Here is a 23685-nt window from a genome sequence, read left to right as displayed (position 1 = left end):
CACAAAGGGACCATTGATGCGCCTCTGGAACCTGTCCCGTCGATCACGACGCCGATCGCGAACCCTCGCCGTACTCTGTTCGGGCGCGCTCGTCGCCGCCGTCGCCGCCGCAGCCGCCCCGGCCGCTGCCGCGGAAGTCGTGCTCGCCAACGACTTCGAGTCCGGCTCGTACGCCCCGTGGGGGCCGCGCGGCGACGTCACCCTCGCCATCGCCGACGAGGGCCACGAGAGCGACAACAGCCTGTCGGTCACCGGCCGCACCGCCAACTGGCAGGGCCCGGCGACCAGCGCGACCGCGCTGTTCAAGCCCGGCACCCCGTACACGGTCAGCGCCTGGGTGAAACTTCCGGCCGGCACCGAGGGCACCGCCGGCGTGCACTTCACCGTCGAGGCGACCCCGGCTGGCGGCGGTGACAACACCTACACCTGGATCGGCGGCAACGTCCCCACCACCGCCGACGGCTGGGTGCGGATCGGCGGCGATTACACCCTTCCCACCGGGCTCAGCGCCGCCACCCTCTATGTGGAGGCGGAAGGGGACATCCCGTTCCTCCTCGACGACGTCCTGATCACCGCGCCGGAGGGCAACGGCGGGAACGGGCCGGAGCCGGGCACCGTCGTCATCGACACCGACTTCGAGGACGGGCTGGACGGCTGGGGCCCACGCGACAGCGGACCGGGTGCCCCGAGGGTCACGCTCACCGACGTCGCGCACGGCGGTACGTCCGCGGCGCTGGTCACCGACCGGGTCAACCAGGGCGCCGGCCTGGGCCGCGACGTGACCGGCCTGTTCGAGGCCGGGGTGACCTACGAGGTCGACGCCTGGCTGCGGTTCGCCGAAGGCCAGCCGACCGACCAGATCTGGCTCAGCCTGGCCAGCACCAGCGGCGGCAGCCAGTCGTTCAGCACCCTCGCCCAGTTCGAGACGGTCACCAACTCCGGATGGACGCAGGTGAGCGCCCGCTTCACCATGCCGGCGGCGGACGACGCACTGCTCTACTTCGAAACCCGCTGGCAGGGCGCGGACGTGGCCGGCAACACCAGTGACTTCCTCGTCGACGACATCGTCGTACGGGTGCCCGCACCCCCGGTGATCGAGGACCTCACCGGCATCCACGAGACCACCGACTTCCCGGTCGGCGTGGCGATCGACAGCCGCGAGACCGTCGGCGGCGGCGCCGAGCTGTTGACCCGGCACTTCAACCAGATCACGCCGGAAAACCACATGAAGCCCGAGGCCTGGTACGACGACGAGGGCAACTTCCGCCCGCACGACCAGGCGCTGGCCATGATGGACTTCGCCCGGGACAACAACCTGCGCGTCTACGGTCACGTGCTGGTCTGGCACAGCCAGACCCCGGACTGGTTCTTCCAGGACGCCGCCGGGCAGCCGCTGACCACCTCGGCGGCCCACCAGCAGCTGTTGCGCGAGCGGTTGCGGACGCACATCTTCGCCGTCGCCGAGTCGCTGGCCCAGCGGTACGGCAAGTTCGGCTCCGCCACCAACCCGCTGTACGCCTTCGACGCGGTCAACGAGGTGGTCAGCGACAGCGGCGAGTACGCCGACGGTCTGCGCCGCAGCGAGTGGTACCGGATCCTCGGCGAGAGCTTCATCGACCTGACGTTCGAGTACGCCGACGAGGCGTTCAACGATGTCCATGCGGTCAAGGGCAGCGACCCGGTGGCCCTGTTCATCAACGACTACAACACCGAGCAGAGCGGCAAGCTGGCCCGCTACCGGGCGCTCGTGCAGCGCCTGATCGCGCGCGGCGTGCCGATCGACGGGGTGGGTCACCAGTTCCACGTCTCGCTGGCCACGCCGGTCAGCAGCCTGGAGACCGCGCTGGAGGCGTTCGCGAACCTGCCGGTGACCCAGGCCGTCACCGAACTCGATGTCACCACCGGCACTCCGGTGACCCAGGCGAAGCTGATCGACCAGGGCTACTACTACCGGGACGCCTTCCGGATCTTCCGGGCACACAGCGACGACCTGCTGGCCGTCACGGTCTGGGGGCTCACCGACGGCCGCTCGTGGCGCTCCGGCAACGGCGCCCCGCTGCTGTTCGACGACAGCCTGCGGGCCAAGCCCGCCTACCACGGGGCGGTGGACGGGCAACTGCCCGCCCGGCTGCGTACCGCCAACGTCTTCGCCGGTGACGTGGCCCTCACCGCCGCCGCGCCGAAGGACCTGACCTGGCGCAAGCTTCCGCTGCATCCGGTGGAGGACAAGGCGCAGTTCCAGCTGCGCTGGGCGCCGGATCACCTCACCGCGTACGTCACGGTCGACGACGCCACGGTCTCCGGCAAGGACGGGGTCAGCTTCGTCCTCGGCGACAAGACGTACCAGGTCAACCGCAAGGGCAAGGGTGACGTGCCGGCCGTGGCGGCCACCCGGGACGGCGGCTACCACCTGGTCGCGCACCTGCCGCTGACCGGCGCGGCCCAGGGCGACACGCTCACCCTGGACGTGCAGGTCCGCGACAACGGCACCACGTCGGGCTGGAACACCCCCGGGGCGGTGGGCACCCTCACCCTGGTGGAGGAACTGTCGTACCTGGAGGTGCGGCAGGCCGGCACCGCGCCGGTCATCGACGGTACGGTGGACGCGGTCTGGGCCCAGGCGGGCGCGGTGACCACGACCAAGCAGGTCTCCGGCACCGGCGGCGCGACCGCGAACGTCCGCACCCTCTGGCGGGGCCAGACGCTCTACGTGCTGGCCGAGGTCACCGACCCGGTGGTGGACGTTTCCGGCTCCGACCCGTGGACCCAGGACTCGGTCGAGATCTACGTCGACGCCGGCAACGCCAAGAACGGCAGCTTCCGCTACGACGACACGCAGATTCGGATCAACGCCGACAACCGCGTGTCGTTCGGCACCGGGGACGAGGCGTTCCAGGCGGGCCGGTTGAACAGCGCGGCCGTACGCACCGCGACCGGCTACACCGTCGAGGCGGCGATCAGCCTGCTCGAGTACGGCGGCCTGGACACCTTCCACGGCCTGGACTTCCAGGTGAACGACGCCTCGGACGGTGCCCGTACCTCGATCCGCAACTGGGCCGAGCAGGAGGGCGTGGGCTACCAGAACACCGCCCGCTGGGGTGTGGGCCGGCTGGTGGCCGGCTCCAACGTGGACGTCACGGTGACCAGGATCGCCCGGTGGAACTCCGACAGCGGCGGTGGCTACTGCTCGACCATCACCGCCACCAACACCGGCGACAAGGCCGTCGAGTGGAGCGCCGTGGTGAGCCTCGAGGGTGACATCTACGACGCGTGGAACTTCAAGCGGGAACGCCTGGCCGACGGCAGCTACCGGATCCGGGGTGTGGACTGGAACCGGACCCTGGCACCGGGCGCCAGCACCTTCAGCATCGGGTACTGCGCGAACCTGTAACGGCAGTCACGACGGGAGGGCACATCCATCGGCCGGATGTGCCCTCCTTCGCTGTCGGTGGGCGAGTCTCAGGGGCGACCCGGGTCGAGTAGCCCGTCGACCCGGCGCGGGATTCCGGTGAAGCCGTCCCGCAGTTCCTCGGGCAGCAGCCAGTCCGGCGCCCCCTGCCAGGCCAACGGCCGCAGGAACCGCCGGATGGAGGTGGCGCCGACGGAGGTGTGCAGGGAGTTGGTCGACGGCCAGGGGCCGCCGTGGTGCTGCGCCCAGGAGACCCGCACCCCGGTCGGGTAGCCGTCGAAGACAAGCCGTCCCGAGCGGGCGGCGAGCAGGTCGGCAAGCCGGCGTACGGTCGCCCGGTCGTCATCGGGGCCAGCGTGGATCGCCCCGGTCAGCGACGGCGGTACGACAGCGAGCGCCGCGTCGAGGTCGCCGGCCTGCCGGTAACGGACCACGACCATGGCCGGGCCGAAGCACTCGTCGGCCAGGGTGGCGGACAGCTCGGTGAGGTCGACCTCCAGGAGCACCGGTGCCACGGTGAGACCGTCGGCGGCGGCGATCCGGGGTCGGGCGAGCACCCGGGCGCCAGCCTTTTCGAGGGCTGCCTCCTCGGCGAGGAAGGCATCCTGGATCCGCTCGTTGAGCAGGACCACGCCGGCGGCGGCGGCGACCTGCTCCCGAAGCGCATCGACGAGCTGGTCGCCCACGGGGCTGGCCGGGATGAACGCCAGCCCCGGCTTGGTGCAGAGCTGGCCACCGGAGCCGGTGAACGAGGCGAACAGCCCTTCGGCGATCCGCCCGCCTCGCTCGGCGGCCGCCGACGGCAGCACCACGATCGGGTTCACGCTGCTCAGCTCACCGTAGAGCGGGATCGGGTCGGTGCGCTCGTCGATCGCCGCCTGGATGGCGCGGGCCGCGCCGACGGAGCCGGTGAGGGCGGCGGCCCGGATGGCGGGGTGGCGAACCAGCGACCGCCCCGCCTCCTCTCCGTACACGACGGTCAACACCCCGTCAGGCCCGTCCATGTCTCGCACGGCCCGCCGGATCGCCTGCGATGACGCGTGGGAGGTCAGCGGATGCGATGGGTGGGCCTTCGCGATGACGGGGCAACCGGCGGCGAGTGCGGACGCCGTGTCACCGCCGGCAACCGAGAAGGCGAACGGGAAATTGCTGGCGCCGAAGACAGCGACCGCACCCAACGGAACGAGCATGCGTCGAACGTCCGGTGCCGGGCCGAGCACTGTCTCGGCGGCGTGGTCGATCGCCGCCTCGAGGTACCCGCCGTCGCGCAGGACATCGGCGAACATTCGAAACTGGGTGGCCGAACGGGTTAGTTCGGCGTCGAGCCGCGCGAGACCGAGGCCGGTTTCCGAGTCGGCCGTCGCCACCAGGTCCGCGCGGTCGGCATCGAGTGCATCGGCGACCGCGTCGAGCAGGCGGGCGCGACCGGACCTCCCGAGGTCGGCAAGCCACTGTCCGGCGGTGGCCGCGAGGGTGGCGAGCGACTCCAGCTCCGCGTCGCTGGTCTCACGCAGGTGGGTCTCCCGGCGCTGGCCGTTCCTCGGGTCGAGCGTGCTGACGACGTTCACAACAGTCCCCTTCTCACCAGATTGCGCATCAGATCGCGTACCCCGAAGTCCCACGGCTCGCACTCCTCGGCATGGCGGACGCGATTGACCAGGGTGCCGAGGGCGGGGGCGCTGATCCTGACCACGTCATCAACCTTGTGAGTGAACCCCTCGCCGGGATGGTCCCGGTCCTGGATCGGCGCGAACATGGTGCCGAGCATGAGGACCGCGCCGTCCGGATAGTGGTGGTGCGGGCCGATCAACTGCCGGACCAGTGCCTCCGGCTCGCGCGACATCTGGGCCATTTCGGAGACGGCGTTGAGATGAAAGCCGTCCTCGCCGCGGATGTCCAGCTCGATCTCCAGCCCGCGTACGCGATCGAGGCCGAAGCGGTCGTCGAAGAGCCGGATGAACGGGCCGAGCGCGCACGACGCGTTGTTGTCCTTCGCCAACGGAAGCAGCAGCGCCGAGCGGCCTTCGACGTCGCGCAGGTTCACGTCGTTGCCGAGGGTCGCGCCGACGATTCGACCGGTCGACGCGACGATGAGCGCCACCTCGGGCTCAGGATTGTTCCAGGCCGACGCGGCGAGGACCCCGACCGGCACGGCGGTGCCCATGGCGGAGAGGATCTGCCCCTTGGTGAAAATCTCGGCATCCGGGCCGATTCCCACTTCCAGGTACTGGCTCCAGATTCCCTCGGCGACGAGTTGGGTCTTGAGCCGCGCCGCCTCCTCGGATCCGGGCGCCAGGTCGCGGAGGTCCGCGCCGACGTCGGCGAGCATCCGCTGGCGGATGTCCGCGGCGAGTGACAGGTCGCCGCGCGCCCGCTCCTCGATGACCCGTTCCAGCATCGAGACCGCGAAAGTCACCCCGGCTGCCTTGAGCGCCTGCAGGTCGACGGGCGCGAGAAGCCAGGGACGGGTGCGGTCGCGGATCGCCGCGCCCGTGTTGGCGAGGATGTCGGCGAGACTGCCGACGAACTCTCCGTCGAGCACGGAGACGACCGCAGCCGGATCCGGCAGCTCACAGATGTCGCACACGGTTGGGAAGTGAACGCTGACGTCGAAGATGTCGCCGTCACGGACGATCACCGGCGACGGCCCGCCGGCGGCGGGGTGCCAGATCCGCCCGACCAGGACACTGTCCTCGGAGTCCTCCGGCAGCGCGTCGGCGGCCGTGCCGAACCACTCGGGTTCGCCGGGCCTGCTCATGCACCGGCTCCCAGGTTGAAGAAGGAGCGCTCGTCGGTTGGACGGATGACGTAGACGGCGTCCTGGAACATCCGCATCGGGTGCGGTGTGAAGGGGTGCTCCGCGATTGCCTCGAGGTTGAGTTCGATGCCGAGGCCGATGCCGTCTGGGATGAGGATGTCGCCCTCCTCGGTCAGTACCAGTCGTTCGTTGGTGATTTCCGGACGCCAGGGCACATCGGTCGCCATGATTTCCAGGTAGCGGAAGTTGGGTAGGGCCGCCCCGAGTTGGAGTGTCGCCGCCGTGCTCAGCGGTCCACTGGGATTGTGCGGAGCGAACCCGACGTAGCTGGTCGCCGCAAGTGTCGAGATGAAAGCGAGCTCGGATATCCCGCCAGCGTGGGTGACGTCGGGCTGGACGAAGTCGACTGCCTGGCGGGCGAGCGCCGGTGCGAACCCCTGCCGGCCGAACCAGCGTTCCCCAGCGGCGACAGGTACCGGCGACGCGCGTCGGATGTCGACGAGGGCGTCGAGGTTGTCCGGTGGGCAGGGCTCCTCGAACCACACGGGATCGAACTGCGCGATCTCCCTTGCGATCTTGATCGCGTGGCGGACGTCGAATCGGCCGTGGCCCTCGATGAACAGCTCGACGTCACGCCCGACGGCGGAGCGGACCGCGTCGATCTGGGCCAGCACCCGGTCCATCTGCCGGGTGGTGATGGTGAGATCGTAGTTCTCGAACGGATCCCACTTGAGGCCGCGAAAGCCGCTCTCCACCGTTCTCGTCGCGGCGGCGGCGTAGTCCTCCGGTGTGACGGCGCGGGAGAACCAACCGTTCGCGTAGGCGCGCACTCGGTCGCGAGTGGCGCCGCCGAGCATCCGAGAGACGGGAACGCCGAGGTCTCGTGCGGAGATGTCCCACAGTGCCATCTCCAGTGAGCTCAGTGCGGTCATGATGACCGGGCCGCCCCGCCAGTACCAGTCCCGCGCCACCTCGTAGAGGACCCGCGAGATGCGGGTGGGATCGAGCCCGACCACGGCCTCGGCGAGTTCCGCGATCGCTCCCTGGACCGCCCGCTCCTTGCCTTCCAGGGTGGCTTCGCCCAGTCCGACGATTCCCTCGTCAGTGGTCACCCGGACGATCACGAGGTTGGTGCGGTAGAAATCTACGACGAGCGTGTCGACGGATACGATTTTCATGCCTCATCAACCCTTCACCGCGCCAGCGGTCATGCCGGCCACGACGTACCTCTGCACGAACAGATAGAAGACGACGGCGGGCAGGGTGAACATGAAGGCGACCGCCATGACCGTTTGGATCGGTGTCCCCAGCTCGCCGATGAAATTCGCGATGCCGACCGAGGCCGGCTGGATCTCCGGGTTGAAGATGAACGTCACCGCGAAGACGTACTCGTTCCAGGCGTGGAAGAAGGCGATCACCGCGCTGGCGGCGATGGACGGTGCGATCAACGGGATGTTGATGCGGGTCAGCACCGTGAACGGCCGCGCGCCGTCTACCCGGCCGGCCTCGTCCAGTTCGTTCGGGATGCCGTCGATCGCCCCCTTGAGAATGAGCGCGACGATCGGCAGGACGAAGGCCGAGTTGGCCAGGACGAGGCCGGTGAGCGAGTCGAGCAACTCGAACCGGCGGAACAATGCGAACAGCGGCACCACCATGAGCGCCTCGGGCAACATCTGGGTGAACAGCAGCACGATGGTCATCACCGCCTTGCCCCGGAACCTGAACCGCGACAGCGCGTAGCCGAGCGGGATGCCGAGACCGATCGAGAGGACTGTCGTACCGGCGGCGATGGTCAGGCTGTTGAGCAGCCATCCGGTTGCCTTGCCGTCGGCCAGCGCGTCGACGAAGACCCCGAACTGTGAGAAGTCAGGGATGAGCCGGGCGTCCTGGCCAAAGAGGTCCGCGTTGCTGGTCAACGCGGTGACGAACATCCAGTACAGCGGGAAGACGGCGAGCCCCAGCACGACGATGACGGCCACGACGCGCAGGGTCAGACCGATGCGCAGCCCTTTCATCGGGTGTCCTCCTTCTCGGCGGCGCGGGCGACGAACCGGCTGCCCGCGATGACGATGAGCGAGATGACGACGCCGACCATGCCGATCGCGGCCGCGGACCCGAGTTCCTTGGAGTCGAATGCCTGGGAGTAGAGGTCGATGACGAGCGTCTCGGTCGCCCCCACCGGCCCGCCCTTGGTCATGAGCCAGATCAGCTCGAAGCGCCGCAACGACCAGATGGTCATGAGCAGGGCGAGCAGCCCCACCGTGGGCCTGATGACCGGCCAGGTGACGGCACGGAAGGCCGACCACGGACCGGCACCGTCCACCATCGCGGCCTCGGTCAGGTCCTTCGGGACCGACTGCAGCGCCGAGAGCAGCACCACCGAGGTGAACGGGAACAGCTGCCAGATGGTCGTGGCGAGGATCGCCGGCAGCGCGTAGCGGGGACTGTCGAGAATCGCGCCGCCGGGCACGCCGAGACCGATCGCGTCCAGGAACCGGTTCACGATCCCGTACTGCGGGTTGAGCATCCACGTCGCGATGAGTGCGACCGCGATGCCCGGCGCCGCCCAGGGCACGGTCACGAGGGCTCGCGCCCACCCCCGCCCCCGGAAGCTTCGGTTGAGCAACAGCGCGACGGCAAGGCCGGCGCCGACGGCACCGACCACACACGCGATGACGTAGACGACGGTGGTGCGGAGAGTCCGGTGGAAGTCCTCGTCACCGAAGATCCGGACGAAGTTGTCCAGCCCCACCCAGGTGCTCTCGGTGGGATTCAACAGTGTCGTCCGCGTGAAGCTCAGGAAAATCTCCTGTGCCAGCGGGACTGCCTGGAAGACGAGAATGAACAAGGCCGCGGGTGCCAGGAAGAGATACGGCGTCCACCTGCTGCCCTGCGGGCTCGGTCGACGCCGGCCGCGTCGACGCCTGGACACGGAGCCTGGCGCTCTGGTCTGCTGCTCCACCACAGTCATCGGGTTCGGTCCTTGTCAGGTAGTCCACCGCTGGCGCGAGGGCTCTCGCGCCAGCGGTGGCGCTGGTCAGCCCACCAGTTCGGTTGCCTGCTGCTGGGCACGGTCCAGCGCGGTCTTGAGATCGACCGTGCCCTGCAGCGCGGCGATCACGTTCTGCACGACCACCTTGCGGATGTCCGGTGTCTTGGCCTCGAAGCCGAGGACGATCTGCGGCAGGCTCGACGGGGTGAGTTCGTCGAAGACCGTCAGGAACGGTGTTTCCTGAAGCGACTCGGCGCTGCGCTCGGTAACCGTCGCGACGCTGCTCGCCCCGAGGATCTCCTGAAGCTTGACCTGGTTCTCGGGCTCCAGCGCCCAGCGGATGAAGGTGGCCGCCGCATCCTGAGCCGGGCTCGCCTTGTTGATCACGATGGGTGCGAGGATGCTGCCCTGGCTGCGGACCGGGAACGGGATCGGGGCCACACTGAAGTTGAGGTCGGCGTTCTGGCCGCGGGTCGCCGTCACGTAGCCGCCGTTGTTGAGTTCCATGCCGACCTTGCCTTCGGCGAACATGCGGCGGAAGGTCGCCGCGTCCGCGCCACGCGGAATCACGTTCGCGTCGTAGAGGTCCTTGTACGCCTGCAGACCCTCAAGATTCTTCGGCGAGTTGATCGTCAGGTTGGTGCCGTCGGACCAGGCCCCGCCGAAGCCGTAGACGTAGTTGAAGATGTCCTGCCACACACCGGCCTCTTCGGCCTCGGTCTGACGGAACGCCAGGCCGAAGACATCGCCCTTGGTCAGGGACCGTGCGGTATCGAAGAACTCCTGATAGTTCGTCGGAGGATTCGGGATCAGATCGGCGTTGTAGAACATGGCGTAGTTGGACGCTTCGAAGATGATTCCGTGCCGTACGCCGCCGTGAATCATGAACTTGTCGGGTTGCTCGAGCAGCTTGTACTTACTGACATCGATAACATCGTCGAGCGGAGCGATCAGGCCGGCCTCCGAGGCGGCCTCGAACTCGGGCATGTCGAAGCGGATCAGATCGGGTCCCCGGCCGCTGCCCATCTGCGTGAGGACAGTTTGCCCGAAGGTCGGGTACGGCACCGCTGCGGCGGCGACGCGAATCGCATTCTGGCTGGTGTTGAACTCGTCGAGCCACTCCAGCAGCTGAGGGCCGCGTCCCGGGTCACCGAAGGTGGAGGCGGCGAACGTGACGGTGGTGACGCCGTCCTCGGAACCACTGTCCGAGGTGCAGCCAACCAGGAGGGCGGCGGTGAGGGCGATGATGCTGGTCGCCGCAGTCGCGCGGCGATGGAAGGGCAGAGTTTTCATCGTCAATACTCCCTGTTGCGCAGCTTGCGGGACGGAGCACTCTCAGGCAGTTGCAACGATCGTAGTGACATACGCAACGGTGTCAAGTGGTCATTGCGCATCACAATGAGCTACATTGCACATAGCGCAACCGAGGAGGTACGACGGTGGGCCAGTCGATCCAGCGTGCGATCAACCTGATCCGCAGGGCAGCGGAGCATCCGCTGACACTCACAGAGGCTTCGGAGACGCTCGGCGTCCACAAGTCCACGGCGCTGCGGATCCTTCAGACACTGGAATCCGCACGGTTCGTACGCAAGACCGGTGCCGGTACATACGTCTTCGGTAGCGGGCTGATCGAGCTGTCGGAGCTCGCACTCGGCTCGATGGACCTACGCCAGTTCGCCGCCGCGCACCTGCGTCAGTTGCAACGGCAGACCGGTCACACCGTGCACCTGGCGCAGCTCACCGGAGACGAGATCGTCTACATCGACAAGGTGGACAGCCCCGCGTTCGACGCCGTGAAGCTGCCCTCCCGCGTCGGCAGGGCCGTCTCGATCTACGCGAGCGCCGTCGGCAAGGTGATACTGGCGTACCTTCCCCGCGAGGAACGCGACCGCCTTCTCTCGCACGTCGTCTTCGAGCGGTACACCGACACAACCTTCGCGGATCGCGACTCGCTGGAAGCCGAGCTCGTCCACGTCGCGGAGCAGGGCTGGGCCGCCGACAACGGCGAGCACGACGCCTACGTCATGTGCGTCGCGGCCCCCATCAGGGACTCCCGAGGCCGGGTCATCGCCGCGATCTCCATCACCGCGATCGAAGTCATCGCCAACCTTGAGCAGCTCAAGGAGAGCCTTCCGCTCCTACGCGAAGCGGCGGCTTCGATCTCCCAGGAACTCGGCCACACGCCAGCGCCCAACTGATCGTCGGCAGGCGGACTGCGGTGGCACCTGCTCCTGCCAGGTGCCACCGCAGTTGCCCGGCCCACCAGGCGCTCTCGGCGCCGGCCGGCGTGGCTGCTCTGATCGGTCAGCCGACGTCCAGCGACGTGCTCCGTGAGCTGTTGAACAGCTTGTCGCCGCGGTAGTGAGCGACCACTGGGCTGTCGAGCGTGGCACCCGCAATCGCCTTGTGGAAGCGGGCGACGCCGTGCTTGACCGGCGCCGACCCGAGGTAGGTGTCGCCCGCATAGAAGTCGACCTTGCCCGTCGGCGAGGCAGCGTTGGTGGTCACCGCACCCACCGTCGCGGTCGCGGTCACCCGCACGTTGCCGGACTTGCCCGCGGACGCGGTCTCCACCTCGAGACCGGTCGTGGTGGTGCGGAACGCCAGGCTACGCAGGTAGTAGTTCAACAGCGGACGCCAGACATGCCAGGTGTGTACGCCCTCGACGTTGTACTCGGTGACGTCGACGCCGGCAGCCCGCAGGGCAGCCGCCCGCAACTGGGAGTTCTCCCCGATGTTGCCCAGGCGGTCCTGCAGTCCGGTGCCGATGTAGATGCCACCGGGCACGCCCTTCAGGCGATCGATCTGCGCCTGGGACGCCGCCGGCCCGCCCGAACTCCAGGCAGCGTGGTAGCCGAACAGATCGGTGTTGTCGTACATGATGGTGAAGGCCCGGCTGCCACCGGCCGAGAAGCCGCCGAAGGCGCGATCCGCGGAGCGGGTGGAAACGTGGTAGTTCGCCTCCACGAACGGGATGATGTTGTTGCGAAGCTCGTTGGCGTAGCCCTGGTTGCCGCCCGGTAGACCGTTGAAGTCGGTGGAGACGATCACCATCGGCTGCGCCGCGCCGTCCTGGATCGCGTTCTCCAGGATGTGGTGCGCTACTCCCTGCATCGTCCAGGCGGTCGAGTGGTCGCCACCGCCGTGACTCAGGTAGAGCGTCGGGTAGGGCGTCGCCCGGCCCGGATCGTAGCCGTGTGGCAGGTAGACGACGATGTCGTGAACGCCGACCGGGTTGGTCGACAGCGGCGACGGGTAGCGCCTCGACTCCAGCGTCCCGGCCCGGTCGGGACGCGGCGGCTTCTGGTAGTCGGTGTCGTAGGTGGGGAACTTCTTGCTGCTCGGGACGAAGATGGTGCTGCGCACCGCACCTGGCGCGCCCGGATACTGCGGCATCATCTCCCACGCGTTCGCCGGGTCGTGGTGCAGCGTGCAGCCGGTCGCCAACTGGTTCGTGCAGTCGTGCGTGAAGGCGTACCGGAAGGTACCGGCGGGCAGCGGAACGATGGTCTCCCACACCCCGTCGCCACCCCGCTCCATCGGGATGATGTGCCACGGGGTGGCCGCGATGTCGCCCGGCTGCCACTGTGCCGGGTGGCGGCCATCGCCGCAGTCGTTGCAGACGACGCTTTCGGGCCGCGAGTAGAACCAGTCGCCGTAGATGTGGACGGCGTCGACGCCCGCGGGCGCTTCGTAGCGGAACTTCACCGCGTATCCGCCCGGCGCTTGGTCGGTTTTGATCACCTCAGGCCCAAGGGGCGCGGCCGGTGCCGCTGCTGCGGGGGCCGAGACCGCGACGGCCGCCAGCATTCCGGCAACCGTCAAGCCCGCCAGGACCGGCCTTGTTCGCCGGCTACCTGACCAGGATGTGCGATGGGGACGTGCCACGGACATGCGCCTTCCCTCCATCGAGTCGGCGGTCGGACGAACCAAACTGTCCAGACCGTTAACGCAGTTGCAACGATCGTAGTGACATATGCAACAGTGTCAAGGGTGGATTGCACATCACAATGCGATGCGTTGCAGGATTTGCAACGCGATACCCCCGGCGGGCGTCTCCCCGCTCGCGCGATCGTCGAGCCGACACGCCGCAAACGCCGGCAGCGGTCAGCTTCCTACGTCGAGCCGACACCCCGCGAACGCCGGCGGCGGTCAGCTTCCTGGTGGCAGATCGCTCGGCGCCGCCGCGAGCCCGCGCCAATCACCTGCCCGGGCACGCACCCCGGGCACCACGGCCACCACGCCTGGGCCCGACTCCAGGCGCTTGATCAGCACCGAACGCCGTTTCGGAGTGATGGCGGCATCCCGACCGACCGGACACCGCCGTACCGACGGAACGGAGCCAACAGGACCGACGCCTTTCGGCCGCATCTCGTGATCGCCGCACGAGATGCCGCAACCCGCGCCTTCAACCGGCCCGGATGCCGCGACATCCCGCAACTCGTGTCGGGCACCGGCCCGGATACGCCGACATGCCGCAACTCGGCGTACTCCCACGGGGCCGGATACCCCGAGATACCGCAACCCTTGTCGCTCGCCCCCCGGGCTCGGCGTTTAGCCGCGAAGTAAATCATTCCCGATCAGGATCATCGGAAATCTGCTTAAGCATCCGGCCAAAAACTCTGTCGGTGACGCTGCGGATAGACAGCGGCAGCGCTGGCGGGTCGCCTGTTGGCGACAGGAAATCTGGTCGGCTGCTTAATGGAGGCGATCGAGTTGGTCCGGTATGGTCGAAGCGTATCCGACGAGGCGCGAAAATTGCCCGGAGGAATTGCTCAGCGAGCAACCATCGCGTGTTTCACCACGAGCGTCGTGATGTAACAAAAAGCAACACGGAGAGGGGTGGGCGGATGGCCGACGACATGGGATCGACAGTTCCGCGGCGGCAGCTCGGGCGGGCGCTGCGGGACCTGCGCACCGAGGCGCGCATGACACTCGACGCGGTGGCCGAGGCGATGCAGTTCAGCCGACAGAAGCTGTGGCGCATCGAGAGCGGCCTCGGCCCGGCCCGCGCCGTCGACGTCCGGGCCATGTGCGAGCTGTACGCCGCGACGCCCGAGCTGACCGGCGCGCTCACCGCCCTGGCCGGCGAGACCAAGGCCAAGGGCTGGTGGCACGCCTACGGCCTGGCCATCCCCGACTGGTTCGAGATGTACGTCGGCCTGGAATCCGCTGCTTCCCGACTACGCGAGCACGACGACACCCTGATTCCTGGGCTTCTTCAAACTCCCGGCTACACCCGTGGCGTGTACCAGAATCGCCCCAACATGCCTCCCGAAGAACTGGAAGAGGTCTTGGAGGTCCGCCGCCGACGGCAGGAGATCCTGGTTCGGCGCCTGCCAAAGGCACCGAAGCTCGAGTGGGTCCTGTCGGAGGCGGTGCTGCTTCGATGCGTCGGCAGTCCGGTGATCATGGCTGAGCAGCTTGACCGACTCCTCGGTCGCACCATCTTGCCCAATGTGTCGATCCGCGTCGTGCCGCTCTCGGCAGGCGCTCATTATGGCGCATTGGCCGGAGCCTTCGTCATGCTCGATTTTCCGCTCGGCAACCGAGTTCACCCTGACCCGTCTGTTGTATACAGCGAGTCGGTCACCGGGGCACTCTACCTCGACAGACCGGAAGAGTTCGCAGTCTACGAGAAGGTGTGGGCGAGCCTCCTCAGCCTGGCGCTCGATGAGGAACAATCAAGGAGACTGATCAGCAAGATCAAGGAAGAGGTCCATCATGGCTGACGACCTGGTCGGCGCTCGGTGGCGCAAGAGCACCCGCAGCGGCGACAACAACGGCAACTGCGTCGAGGTCGCCGACAATCTGCCCGGTCTCGTCGCCGTACGCGACAGCAAGGACCCTGGCGGGCCCGCGCTCACCTTCTCCCCCACCGCCTGGACCAACTTCATCCGGGCGACCCGGCCCTGAACCTGCTGCACGGGAGCGCGCCCGACGACGCCGGGCGCGCTCCCGTACCAAGTTGGGCGCTACGCCGCCCACCGGGGACCGGTCAGCTGTCGCGCACCTCGGCGGCAGCGGCGACCAGGTGCCGCAGCGACGCCTCGACCTCCGGGTAGCCGCGCGTCTTCAGGCCGCAGTCCGGATTCACCCAGAGCCGCCGCGCCGGGACGGCCGCGACGGCCCGGCGTAGCGCCTCGACCACCTCGTCGCGCGGCGGCACCCGGGGCGAGTGGATGTCCCACACGCCGGGGCCGACACCCCGGCCGTAGCCGGTCTCGGCGAGGTCGTCGAGCACCTCCATCTTCGAGCGGGACGCCTCGATGCTGGTGACGTCGGCGTCGAGCGCGTCGATGGCGGTGATCACCTCGCCGAACTCCGAGTAGCACAGGTGGGTGTGGATCTGCGTGTCGTCGGCGACACCGCTGGTGGCCAGGCGGAACGCGCCGACAGCCCAGTCCAGGTACGCCTGCTGGTCGACCCTGCGTAGCGGCAGCATCTCGCGCAGCGCCGGCTCGTCGACCTGGATGACCCGGATCCCGGCGGCCTCCAGGTCACGGCACTCGTCGCGCAGGGCGAGCGCGACCTGGTCGGCGGTCACCGCGAGCGGCTGGTCAGTACGGACGAACGACCAGGCCAGGATGGTGACCGGGCCGGTCAGCATGCCCTTCACCGGTTTGCTGGTCAGGGACTGCGCGTAGGTCGACCAGTCGACCGTCATCGGCGCTTTGCGGGCCACGTCCCCGTAGATGATCGGCGGGCGGACGCAGCGGGAGCCGTAGGACTGCACCCAGCCGTGCTCGGTGGCGGCGAAGCCGTCGAGCTGCTCCCCGAAATACTGGACCATGTCGTTGCGTTCCGGTTCGCCGTGCACGAGCACGTCCAGCCCCAGCTTCTCCTGTAGCCGGATGACCTGCTCGACCTCCGCGCGCATCCGCTGGCGGTAACCGGCGTCGTCCAGGGAGCCGGCCCGGTGTGCGGCGCGGGCCCGGCGCAGCTCGGTGGTCTGCGGGAACGATCCGATGGTGGTGGTCGGCAGCTCCGGCAGCCCCAGCCGTTCCTGCTGGCGGGCAGCCCGAATGGGGTAGTCGCCACGCTGCCGGTCGGTGGGGCGCAGCGCGGCGAGGCGTCCGCGTACGTCGTCGTGGCGCCAGGCCACCGGGGCGGCCGGTGGCGGCGCGGGGAGCGCGGTGGTGCCGTCGCGCAGCGCGCGGCCGAGCAAAACAACCTCGTCGATCTTCTGCCGAGCGAACGCAAGCCGCTCAGCCAGCTGAGGGTCGAGACGGGTCTCGGCGGAGAGGTCCACCGGGACGTGCAGCAGCGAGCAGGACGTGGACACCGCGACGTGGTCGGCCAGCCCGGCGACCGTCGCCCCGGCTGCCACGGCGGCCCGCAGGTCGGTACGCCAGACGTTCCGGCCGTCCACCAGGCCGGCGACGATGGTCCGGCCACCCAGCGGACCGGCGGCGGCGAGCCGTCTGACGTTGTCGGGCCCGGCGACCAGGTCGAGGCCGATCGCCTCGACCGGAGTGTCCAGCAGGGCGGGCAGCGCGTCGCCGAGCTCACCGAAGTAGGTCGCCACGAAGATCTGCGGCCGGTGTTCGAGCCGGCCGAGCCGGAGGTAGGCCCGGCGGAGCGCCTCGATCTCGGCGGGGCTGCGGTCGGCGACGTAGGCCGGCTCGTCCAGTTGCACCCAGTCCACGCCCGCCCCGGCCAGCGCGGTGAGGATTTCGGCGTACGTCTCGACCAGGTCGTCGAGGCGGGCGAGCGGATCGTCGCCCTTGGCCAGGAGCAGGAACGTGGCCGGGCCGACGAGCACCGGCCGGGTGGGGATGCCGAGGTCGCGGGCCTCGGCGTACTCGCCGAGCGCCTTGGCGGGATCCGGCGTGAAGACGGTGTCCTCGTCGATCTCCGGCACCAGGTAGTGGTAGTTGGTGTCGAACCACTTGGTCAGTTCCAGCGCCGGCTCGGCGTCGACGCCGCGAGCCATGGCGAAGTAGGTGTCCAGCGCGGAGAGGCCCAGCCGGGCGAAGCGGGTGGGGATCGCGCCGACGGCGACGGCGGTGTCGAGGACCTGGTCGTAGTAGGAGAAGGTGTTCGACGGGATCGCGTCGAGGCGGGCGTCGCGCAGCGTACGCCAGACCTCGGCGCGGAGCCGGGCGGCGGTGCTCGCCAACCCGTCCGCGTCGACGGTGCCGGCCCAGTAGGCCTCGACGGCCTTCTTCAGCTCACGATTCGCGCCGATGCGCGGATAGCCGAGCACGGTGCTCTGCCCGAATGGGGTGCTCATCAGGGTGTCCTTCCCTCGAAGTGCCCGGCGGGCACGGAAGGGAAGGCGGGTACGCGGAGCGTACCGGCTCCCGCCCTGGCCCTCCCGAGAGACCGCCGGCGGCGCACACCGGCGGCGTGCGCAGCGCTGGCAGGTCTTCGGACTCGTGGGCGTGGCCCGAAGGTCGCCTACTGGCCGTCGCTTCCCGGACCTCGCGGTCCAGTGCTTTGTTGACGGCGGTCGTTCCCACTCACCGCTGCGGGGCAGTCCCGGTCTCGCACCGGGTTCCCTCTTGCCTCGACCACCGTGGACCGATGGTCGAACCAGCACCACCCGCCATGGTACGGGTCGAGCGGGAATGCCGGCCGCCCCTACATCGGCTCCGTTTCGGCGATATGGCGGTGTCCGGGTGGGTGGGTGACCGCCATACCGCCGAAACGGCGCGCGCGTCAGAAGTCGTCGTCGAAGGTGACCGAGCCGGTCACCCCGACCTGGTACGCCGACACCCGCCGCTCGAAGAAGTTCGACAGCTCCTGCACGTCCTGCAACTCCATGAAGGCGAACGGGTTCGTCGAGCCGTACATCGGCTCGATGCCGAGCACGGCCAGCCGCCGGTCAGCCACATGCTGGAGGTACTCCCGCATGTCGTCCAGGGACATTCCGGAGACACCCTGCTCCAGCAGGTCGGCGGCGAACTGGACCTCGCACTCCACCGCCTCGGCCAACATGTCCTTGACCTGCCGTTCCATTTCGGCGTCGAAGAGGTCCGGCTCCTCGGCGCGTACGGTGTCCACCACGTCGAAGGCGAAGGCCATGTGCATCGACTCGTCGCGGAACACCCAGTTGGTGCCGGAAGCCAGGCCGTGCAGCAGCCCCCGGGAGCGCAGGAAGTAGACGTACGCGAAGGCGCCGTAGAAGAACAGCCCCTCGATGCAGGCGGCGAAACAGATCAGGTTGAGCAGGAACGCCCGCCGGTCTTCGCGCGTTTTCAACTCGCGCAGCTCGAAGATCGAGTCGATCCACTTGAAGCAGAACTCCGCCTTGCGGGCGATCGAGGGAATGTTCTCCACCGCCGCGAACGCCGCGAACCGTTCCCGCTCGTCGGGGACGTAGGTGTCCAGCAGGTTCAGGTAGAACTGGACGTGCACCGCCTCCTCGAACAGTTGCCGGGACAGATAGAGCCGACCCTCCGGTGAGTTGACGTGCTGGTAGAGGTTGAGCACCAGGTTGTTGGCGACGATGGTGTCGCCGGTGGCGAAGAACGCGACCAGCCGGGACACCAGATGCTGCTCCGCCGGGGAGAGCTTGGCCAGGTCGGCGAGGTCGGAATGCAGGTCGACCTCCTCCACGGTCCAGGTGTTCTTGATCGCGTCCTTGAACCGGTCGAAGAACTGCGGGTAACGCATCGGCCGCAGGGTCAGGTCCATGCCGGGGTCGAGCAACATGTGTCGCTGGCCCGTGCCGGGTTCGGAAACAGTGGTCATTGGCACGCCTCGCAGGTCTCGGGGTTCTCCAGGGAGCAGGCCAGTGCCTCATCGTCGGTCACCGCGACGGTCGGCCGGGCGGCCGGGGTGACGGCGACGGTGGCCTGCTGGATGCGGGTCGCGGGACGCGAGCGCAGGTAGTAGGTGGTCTTCAGCCCGGACTTCCAGGCGTACAGGTACATCGAGGAAAGCTTGCCGATGGTCGGCGCGCTCAGGAACAGGTTCAGCGACTGCGACTGGTCGACGAAGGGAGCGCGGGCGGCGGCCAGGTCGATCAGCGCCCGCTGCGGCAGCTCCCACGCGGTGCGGAACAGCTCGCGTACGTCCGTCGGCAGCTCGGCGATGTCCTGCACCGACCCTTCGGCCCGCTTGATCTGTTCGCGGATCGGCGCCGTCCAGAGCCCGCGTGCCTTCAGCTCGTCCACCAGGTACGTGTTGATCTGGAGGAACTCGCCGGACATCGTTTCCCGCTTGAACAGGTTGGACACCTGCGGCTCGATGCACTCGTAACAGCCGGCGATCGAGGCGATGGTGGCCGTCGGCGCGATCGCGACCAGCAGCGAGTTCCGCAGGCCGTGGGCGGCGATCCGCTCCCGCAGCGCGGCCCACCGCTCGACCTGGGCCACCTCGGCACCCCAGAGGTCGGGATGCAGCTCGCCCTTTGCGACGCGGGTCTGCGCGTACGCCGGATGGGGGCCGAACCGCTCGGCGAGCCCGGCCGAGGTCTCCAGCGCGGTCAGGAAAATCTCCTCCTGCACCCGGGTCGACAGCTCCCGGGCCGGCATCGAGTCGAACGGCAGACGCAGGGTGAAGAAGGCGTCCTGGAGACCCATCAGCCCGAGCCCAACCGGGCGCCAGCGCGGGTTCGACGCCGCCGCCTGCTCGGCCGGGTAGTAGTTGATGTCGATCACCCGGTCGAGGAACACCACAGCGGTGCGTACGGTCGAGCGCAGCTTCTCCCAGTCGACGCCGTCGGCGGTGACATGCTCAGCCAGGTTGACCGACCCGAGGTTGCAGACCGCAGTCTCGGTGTCGCTGTTGACCTCAAGGATCTCGGTGCACAGGTTGGACAGGTGGATCGTGTTGCCCGGCACACCGGTCTGGTTGGACAGTCGATTCGCCGCGTCCTTGAACGTCATCCACCCGTTGCCGGTCTGGGCGAGCGTACGCATCATCCGCCCGTAGAGGTCGCGGGCCTTGACCGTCCGGACGGCCTTCTTCTCCGCCGCCCGGTACGCCTCGTCGAAGGCTTCGCCGAACAGGTCGGGCAACTCCGGCGCGTCGGACGGGTCGATCAGCGACCAGTCGCCGTCGGCCTCGACCCGCCGCATGAACTCGTCGGGGATCCAGTTGGCCAGGTTCAGGTTGTGCGTACGCCGAGCCTCCTCACCGGTGTTGTCCCGCAACTCGAGAAACTCCTCGATGTCCGGATGCCACGGTTCGAGGTAGACGCAGGCCGCGCCCTTGCGCCGCCCGCCCTGGTTGACCGCCGCCACCCCGGCGTCCAGCGTCCTGAGGAACGGCACGATGCCGTTGGACCTGCCGTTGGTCCCCCTGATCAACGCACCCCGGCCGCGTACCCGGGACCAGGAGATGCCGATGCCGCCGGAAAACTTCGACAGCTTCGCGACCTGGTGGTAGCGCTCGTAGATCGAGTCGAGTTCGTCGCGCGGCGAGTCGACCAGGAAGCACGACGACATCTGGGTGTGCCGGGTGCCGGAGTTGAACAGCGTCGGCGAGCTCGGCAGGTACGCCAGGCTGGACATCAGCCGGTAGAAACCGATCGCCTCGCCCGGCGTCTGCGACAGCCCACACGCGACCCGCAGCAGCCAGTACTGCGGCGTCTCCACCACCAGCCGGGTCTGCGGATGCCGCAGCAGGTACCGGTCCGCGACGGTCCGCAGGCCGAAGTACTCGAACCGCAGGTCGCCGTCCGGGTCGATCGCGTCGTCCAGTTTGCGCGCGTTGGCGGCCACGAACGCGGCGGTGGCGTCGCCGATCAGCCCCAGGTCGTGGGCGTACCGGATCGACTGGCTGAAGCTCGCCACCTGCTGCCCGCGGACCTCCTTGTCCACGTACGCCGCCAGCAGCCGCGCCGCCAGCTTCGAGTACTGCGGCTCCTCGCCGATCAGCTCCGCCGCGGTCTGGATGGACAGCTTGTCCAGCTCGGCCGTGCTCGCCCCGTCGTACAGGCCGCTGATGGTCTTCGTCGCCACCCGCAGCGGATCGACCTCGTCCAGGTCGGCGACCCAGCGCTCCACCGCTTTGACGATCTTGTTGACGTCCACCGGCTCGGTGTCGCCGTTGCGTTTACGCACCCGCATCGCGTGCCGGCGTTGTTCCGGCTCCGCCTGCTCCTGGGTGACCGTCATGCGTCCTCTCCTCACGCCTGTCCCCGAGATCGAGGGCGCGCGGGAGGACGCCACCGGCCATCCACGGCACCCTGCCGTGACCGACCAGCGATGGCATCGGCCGTCCCACGCGGCCTTCGACCGCCGCACGCGGCGCGTGCGGCACGCTGGCAGGTCTTCGGACTCGTGGGCGTCGTACGCGTGCCTACTGGCCGTCGCTTCCCAGACCGGGTGGCCCAGTGCTTCGTTGACGGCGGTCGTTCCCACTCACCGCTGCGGGGCAGCCCCGGACTCACACCGGGTTCCCTCTTGCCTCGACCACCACGGGTTGGTGGCCGAACCAGCTGCGAGAGCCACTATATATGGGCGTGATGCCGAGCCGGCAACACCAGATGGTGTGCCGGGCGTGTCGAGGCGCGGGATCACCCGAGAATCAGCGCCGGTCCTTTGCCGTGCCAGCTCCATCCGCCGAAGGCTTTGGCGAACGTGATCGCCCAAGCACTCGCTGTGATGTTCTTCGATACTGTCGGCGCATGGCCGAGCGTCATGAGCTTCTCGCCGTGCTGCGGCTCACGCCGCTGGCAATCGGGTGGCCGAGCGTGTACCGGTACCTGCGGCGCGATGTCGACGAGATCACCGAGGTTTTCGGTCTGACGATCGGGCCGCTGATCGATCGGAGCATCGCGGGAACGCGCCGGCGGCGGGAGGTGTACCGGATACTGCTCAGCACCAGCGTCAAGGTGTGTCTCGCCATGTCCGGATACGCACAGGCCACCAATGTCGCGTTCCAGGCTCACCGGGCGGTGCTCGGCAGTTCGTTCACTCGGGTGTACGACGACCTCTTCGACAACTACGACAGCCCCGACATGGACCAGCGCCTCACGGTGCTGTTCCACGGCGGCCCTTTCCAGCCCCGGTCAGACGCCGAATCGCTGCTGCTGGCCCTGTACGCCACCATCGACGCCGACCTGCGTGGCGAGGACTGCGAGCCGGTCTTCTCGGCCCTGCGGGACATGCACACGTTCCAGGTCCGCTCTCGACAGCAGCGCTCCTCGGTCCTCTCCAGGTCGGACCTGCGCCAGATCACCCGCGGCAAGGGCGGGCTCGGCACCACGGCTCTGTTCGGGTTGCTCCGGCCGGGGTTGTCGCCGGAGGACCGGCGGCTGCTCCTGGAACTCGGCGACGTGCTACAGGTGCTCGACGACTACCACGACGTGTCCCTCGACCGGGCCAACGGGATCGCCACCGAGGTGACCGCCGGCACGATCACCCTGTCCGAGGTCGCCGAGCGGATCGGGTGGCTACGGGCAGAGTTTCGGGCGCGCTGGCCCCGGTGTCGCCGCGACCGGCTGTTCGGCATGTTGTTCATGATGCTGGTCGGCGCTCTGGTCAGCCACCGGCACGACCGGCACCGGAAGCCGGCAGGCCGGTCCGTCCCGCCCATCCCGGATCTGGACGACTGCACACCCCACCGGCTGCTGTTGCATCCGGCCGGCAACATCCACCCGGCCTCGGATCGGGGAACGGGCTGATTGTGCGCATCATGCCACCTGGCAGGCTTCACGTTGGGTGAAGCTTCGAGGGCAATGGGTACAGTGAGCCAGACAGGAATTCTGCTCCCGGCGCTTCAACCAGATGGTGACCAGCCGGACGACCCCGGGCATACGCCGCCACGGCCAGGCCCGGCCCGGAGTCGGCGGCGCGTGGAGGATGGCAGGCAGTTGCGTACGACAGCGGTGGTCTCGGCGGAACCGGGCAGCATACGGCCCGACCTGCCGATACCGCTCGCGCCGCTGGAGAGCCCCGCCGGGCTGCTGCGTCGGCTCACGTTCGGCCCTGGTCGTTCCTTCCAGCGCGCCCGAAACGTCACCCTCGGCTGGCTTGCCGCCGCGGCACTGACCGTGATCGTCGACCGCCTGCTGGTGGCCCACCTCGTGACGAGCTGCGTCGCCGTCGTGCTGGTCGGATACGCGATCGCGCGCGTCGCCGCCCTGGTGATCGTCGAACGGCGGCAAAATGTTTTCGAGTGGCGGTGGCTGGCCGATCAGTCACGCCTGCTGCGGCGGCACTCCTTCGAGGTGATCGCGTTTCGGGTCCGGATCACCGCCGACGACAGTCGATCCGCGGTGCGGATCCTCGACCTGACCAATCCGGCGGACGTCGAGTGGCTGCTCGCCCGGCAGGCCGACAGCGAATCGGCTTCCTCGTTGCAGGCCCGGATCGAGTTCGGCTACTGGCCCACCGACAGCTTCGGCCGGGGCAGCGACAGCGTGCGCAGAGGACTGACTGACCTCGAGGTGCACCCGGTGGACGTGCCACTCGGCCGGGCACGCGTACGTTTTCCGCAGGCTCGGTATGTCACCGTCGCCGAAGACAGTGGTTCGGGTAGCCGTTGGCCCGGCCGGGTGGCGAGTTGGTCACTGATCGGGCCGGTGCTGCTCACCACCGCCCGGCCGGCACCGGCGACGTGACCCGG

At 68.5% G+C, this 23685-nt stretch carries 16 protein-coding genes and 2 riboswitches; of the genes, 6 read left to right on the top strand and 10 right to left on the bottom strand.

What is annotated here, in order from left to right:
* The first annotated feature begins 16 nt into the window (after nt 1–16).
* Nucleotides 17–3391 (top strand): endo-1,4-beta-xylanase, encoded by a 3375-nt coding sequence (locus tag Vqi01_RS07945; protein WP_204033959.1) that lies wholly within the window; start codon nt 17–19, stop codon nt 3389–3391.
* A 68-nt stretch (nt 3392–3459) separates the two neighbouring features.
* Here the strand turns inward: Vqi01_RS07945 and Vqi01_RS07940 are convergent, their stop codons facing one another.
* From Vqi01_RS07940 to Vqi01_RS07915, 6 genes are all read right to left on the bottom strand, one after another.
* Entirely contained in the window at nt 3460–4977 is a 1518-nt protein-coding gene (locus Vqi01_RS07940) for an aldehyde dehydrogenase family protein (RefSeq protein ID WP_204033957.1), read from the bottom strand.
* Nucleotides 4974–6167, bottom strand: a complete 1194-nt coding sequence (locus Vqi01_RS07935; RefSeq protein WP_204033956.1) for a fumarylacetoacetate hydrolase family protein — start codon at nt 6165–6167, stop codon at nt 4974–4976. Before Vqi01_RS07935 ends, Vqi01_RS07940 begins: the two co-directional genes overlap by 4 nt.
* A complete protein-coding gene (locus tag Vqi01_RS07930) occupies nt 6164–7345 on the bottom strand; it encodes a mandelate racemase/muconate lactonizing enzyme family protein (RefSeq protein WP_204033955.1) in 1182 nt (393 codons plus the stop codon). The genes Vqi01_RS07935 and Vqi01_RS07930 overlap by 4 nt, the downstream gene beginning before the upstream one ends.
* A gap of 6 nt (nt 7346–7351) precedes the next feature.
* Nucleotides 7352–8182 (bottom strand): carbohydrate ABC transporter permease, encoded by an 831-nt coding sequence (locus Vqi01_RS07925; protein ID WP_204033954.1) that lies wholly within the window; start codon nt 8180–8182, stop codon nt 7352–7354.
* Nucleotides 8179–9138 (bottom strand): carbohydrate ABC transporter permease, encoded by a 960-nt coding sequence (locus Vqi01_RS07920; RefSeq protein WP_204033952.1) that lies wholly within the window; start codon nt 9136–9138, stop codon nt 8179–8181. The genes Vqi01_RS07925 and Vqi01_RS07920 overlap by 4 nt, the downstream gene beginning before the upstream one ends.
* A gap of 66 nt (nt 9139–9204) precedes the next feature.
* Nucleotides 9205–10452: an ABC transporter substrate-binding protein gene (locus Vqi01_RS07915; protein ID WP_204033951.1), complete on the bottom strand. Its 1248-nt coding sequence runs from the start codon at nt 10450–10452 to the stop codon at nt 9205–9207.
* A gap of 146 nt (nt 10453–10598) precedes the next feature.
* Between Vqi01_RS07915 and Vqi01_RS07910 the strand changes: the two genes are divergently transcribed.
* The gene (locus tag Vqi01_RS07910; RefSeq protein ID WP_204033950.1) at nt 10599–11357 is read left to right on the top strand and encodes an IclR family transcriptional regulator; all 759 of its coding nucleotides are present in this window, start codon (nt 10599–10601) and stop codon (nt 11355–11357) included.
* A 106-nt stretch (nt 11358–11463) separates the two neighbouring features.
* Here the strand turns inward: Vqi01_RS07910 and Vqi01_RS07905 are convergent, their stop codons facing one another.
* On the bottom strand, nt 11464–12867 hold the full coding sequence (locus Vqi01_RS07905; protein WP_204033949.1) for an alpha/beta hydrolase-fold protein: 1404 nt from the start codon (nt 12865–12867) through the stop codon (nt 11464–11466).
* 1142 nt (nt 12868–14009) lie between these two features.
* Here Vqi01_RS07905 and Vqi01_RS07900 point away from each other — a divergent pair.
* The gene (locus tag Vqi01_RS07900; protein WP_204033948.1) at nt 14010–14891 is read left to right on the top strand and encodes a helix-turn-helix domain-containing protein; all 882 of its coding nucleotides are present in this window, start codon (nt 14010–14012) and stop codon (nt 14889–14891) included.
* On the top strand, nt 14884–15075 hold the full coding sequence (locus Vqi01_RS07895) for a DUF397 domain-containing protein (RefSeq protein ID WP_204033947.1): 192 nt from the start codon (nt 14884–14886) through the stop codon (nt 15073–15075). Before Vqi01_RS07900 ends, Vqi01_RS07895 begins: the two co-directional genes overlap by 8 nt.
* Before the next feature lie 82 nt (nt 15076–15157).
* Here Vqi01_RS07895 and metE read toward each other — a convergent pair whose 3' ends face one another.
* From metE to Vqi01_RS07880, 3 genes are all read right to left on the bottom strand, one after another.
* Nucleotides 15158–17395, bottom strand: a complete 2238-nt coding sequence (gene metE, locus Vqi01_RS07890; protein ID WP_204033946.1) for a 5-methyltetrahydropteroyltriglutamate--homocysteine S-methyltransferase — start codon at nt 17393–17395, stop codon at nt 15158–15160.
* A gap of 111 nt (nt 17396–17506) precedes the next feature.
* A riboswitch (cobalamin riboswitch) is annotated at nt 17507–17717 on the bottom strand.
* A gap of 106 nt (nt 17718–17823) precedes the next feature.
* On the bottom strand, nt 17824–18858 hold the full coding sequence (locus tag Vqi01_RS07885) for a ribonucleotide-diphosphate reductase subunit beta (RefSeq protein WP_204033945.1): 1035 nt from the start codon (nt 18856–18858) through the stop codon (nt 17824–17826).
* Nucleotides 18855–21230 (bottom strand): ribonucleoside-diphosphate reductase subunit alpha, encoded by a 2376-nt coding sequence (locus Vqi01_RS07880; RefSeq protein WP_204033944.1) that lies wholly within the window; start codon nt 21228–21230, stop codon nt 18855–18857. The genes Vqi01_RS07885 and Vqi01_RS07880 overlap by 4 nt, the downstream gene beginning before the upstream one ends.
* A 131-nt stretch (nt 21231–21361) precedes the next feature.
* Nucleotides 21362–21569, bottom strand: a riboswitch (cobalamin riboswitch).
* Between the two features lie 173 nt (nt 21570–21742).
* Between Vqi01_RS07880 and Vqi01_RS07875 the strand changes: the two genes are divergently transcribed.
* The gene (locus Vqi01_RS07875; protein WP_204033943.1) at nt 21743–22741 is read left to right on the top strand and encodes a class 1 isoprenoid biosynthesis enzyme; all 999 of its coding nucleotides are present in this window, start codon (nt 21743–21745) and stop codon (nt 22739–22741) included.
* Nucleotides 22742–22912: 171 nt separating this feature from the next.
* Nucleotides 22913–23680 (top strand): hypothetical protein, encoded by a 768-nt coding sequence (locus tag Vqi01_RS07870; RefSeq protein WP_204033942.1) that lies wholly within the window; start codon nt 22913–22915, stop codon nt 23678–23680.
* The last annotated feature ends 5 nt before the right edge of the window (nt 23681–23685 follow it).

It is taken from the genome of Micromonospora qiuiae (genome assembly GCF_016863555.1).
GTDB classification, from domain to species: domain Bacteria; phylum Actinomycetota; class Actinomycetes; order Mycobacteriales; family Micromonosporaceae; genus Micromonospora; species Micromonospora qiuiae.
Note: the sequence above shows the minus strand (reverse complement) of the source record. Positions and strands in the feature narration are given on the sequence as shown.

Bases quoted from the DNA above. Each gene is read 5' to 3' on its own strand.
- Vqi01_RS07895 (WP_204033947.1), top strand. From the start codon at position 14,884: ATGGCTGACGACCTGGTCGGCGCTCGGTGGCGCAAGAGCACCCGCAGC.
- Vqi01_RS07875 (WP_204033943.1), top strand. From the start codon at position 21,743: ATGGCCGAGCGTCATGAGCTTCTCGCCGTGCTGCGGCTCACGCCGCTG.
- metE (WP_204033946.1), bottom strand. From the start codon at position 17,395: ATGAGCACCCCATTCGGGCAGAGCACCGTGCTCGGCTATCCGCGCATC.
- Vqi01_RS07925 (WP_204033954.1), bottom strand. From the start codon at position 8,182: ATGAAAGGGCTGCGCATCGGTCTGACCCTGCGCGTCGTGGCCGTCATC.
- Vqi01_RS07920 (WP_204033952.1), bottom strand. From the start codon at position 9,138: ATGACTGTGGTGGAGCAGCAGACCAGAGCGCCAGGCTCCGTGTCCAGG.
- Vqi01_RS07900 (WP_204033948.1), top strand. From the start codon at position 14,010: ATGGCCGACGACATGGGATCGACAGTTCCGCGGCGGCAGCTCGGGCGG.
- Vqi01_RS07935 (WP_204033956.1), bottom strand. From the start codon at position 6,167: ATGAGCAGGCCCGGCGAACCCGAGTGGTTCGGCACGGCCGCCGACGCG.
- Vqi01_RS07945 (WP_204033959.1), top strand. From the start codon at position 17: ATGCGCCTCTGGAACCTGTCCCGTCGATCACGACGCCGATCGCGAACC.
- Vqi01_RS07915 (WP_204033951.1), bottom strand. From the start codon at position 10,452: ATGAAAACTCTGCCCTTCCATCGCCGCGCGACTGCGGCGACCAGCATC.
- Vqi01_RS07885 (WP_204033945.1), bottom strand. From the start codon at position 18,858: ATGACCACTGTTTCCGAACCCGGCACGGGCCAGCGACACATGTTGCTC.
- Vqi01_RS07880 (WP_204033944.1), bottom strand. From the start codon at position 21,230: ATGACGGTCACCCAGGAGCAGGCGGAGCCGGAACAACGCCGGCACGCG.
- Vqi01_RS07930 (WP_204033955.1), bottom strand. From the start codon at position 7,345: ATGAAAATCGTATCCGTCGACACGCTCGTCGTAGATTTCTACCGCACC.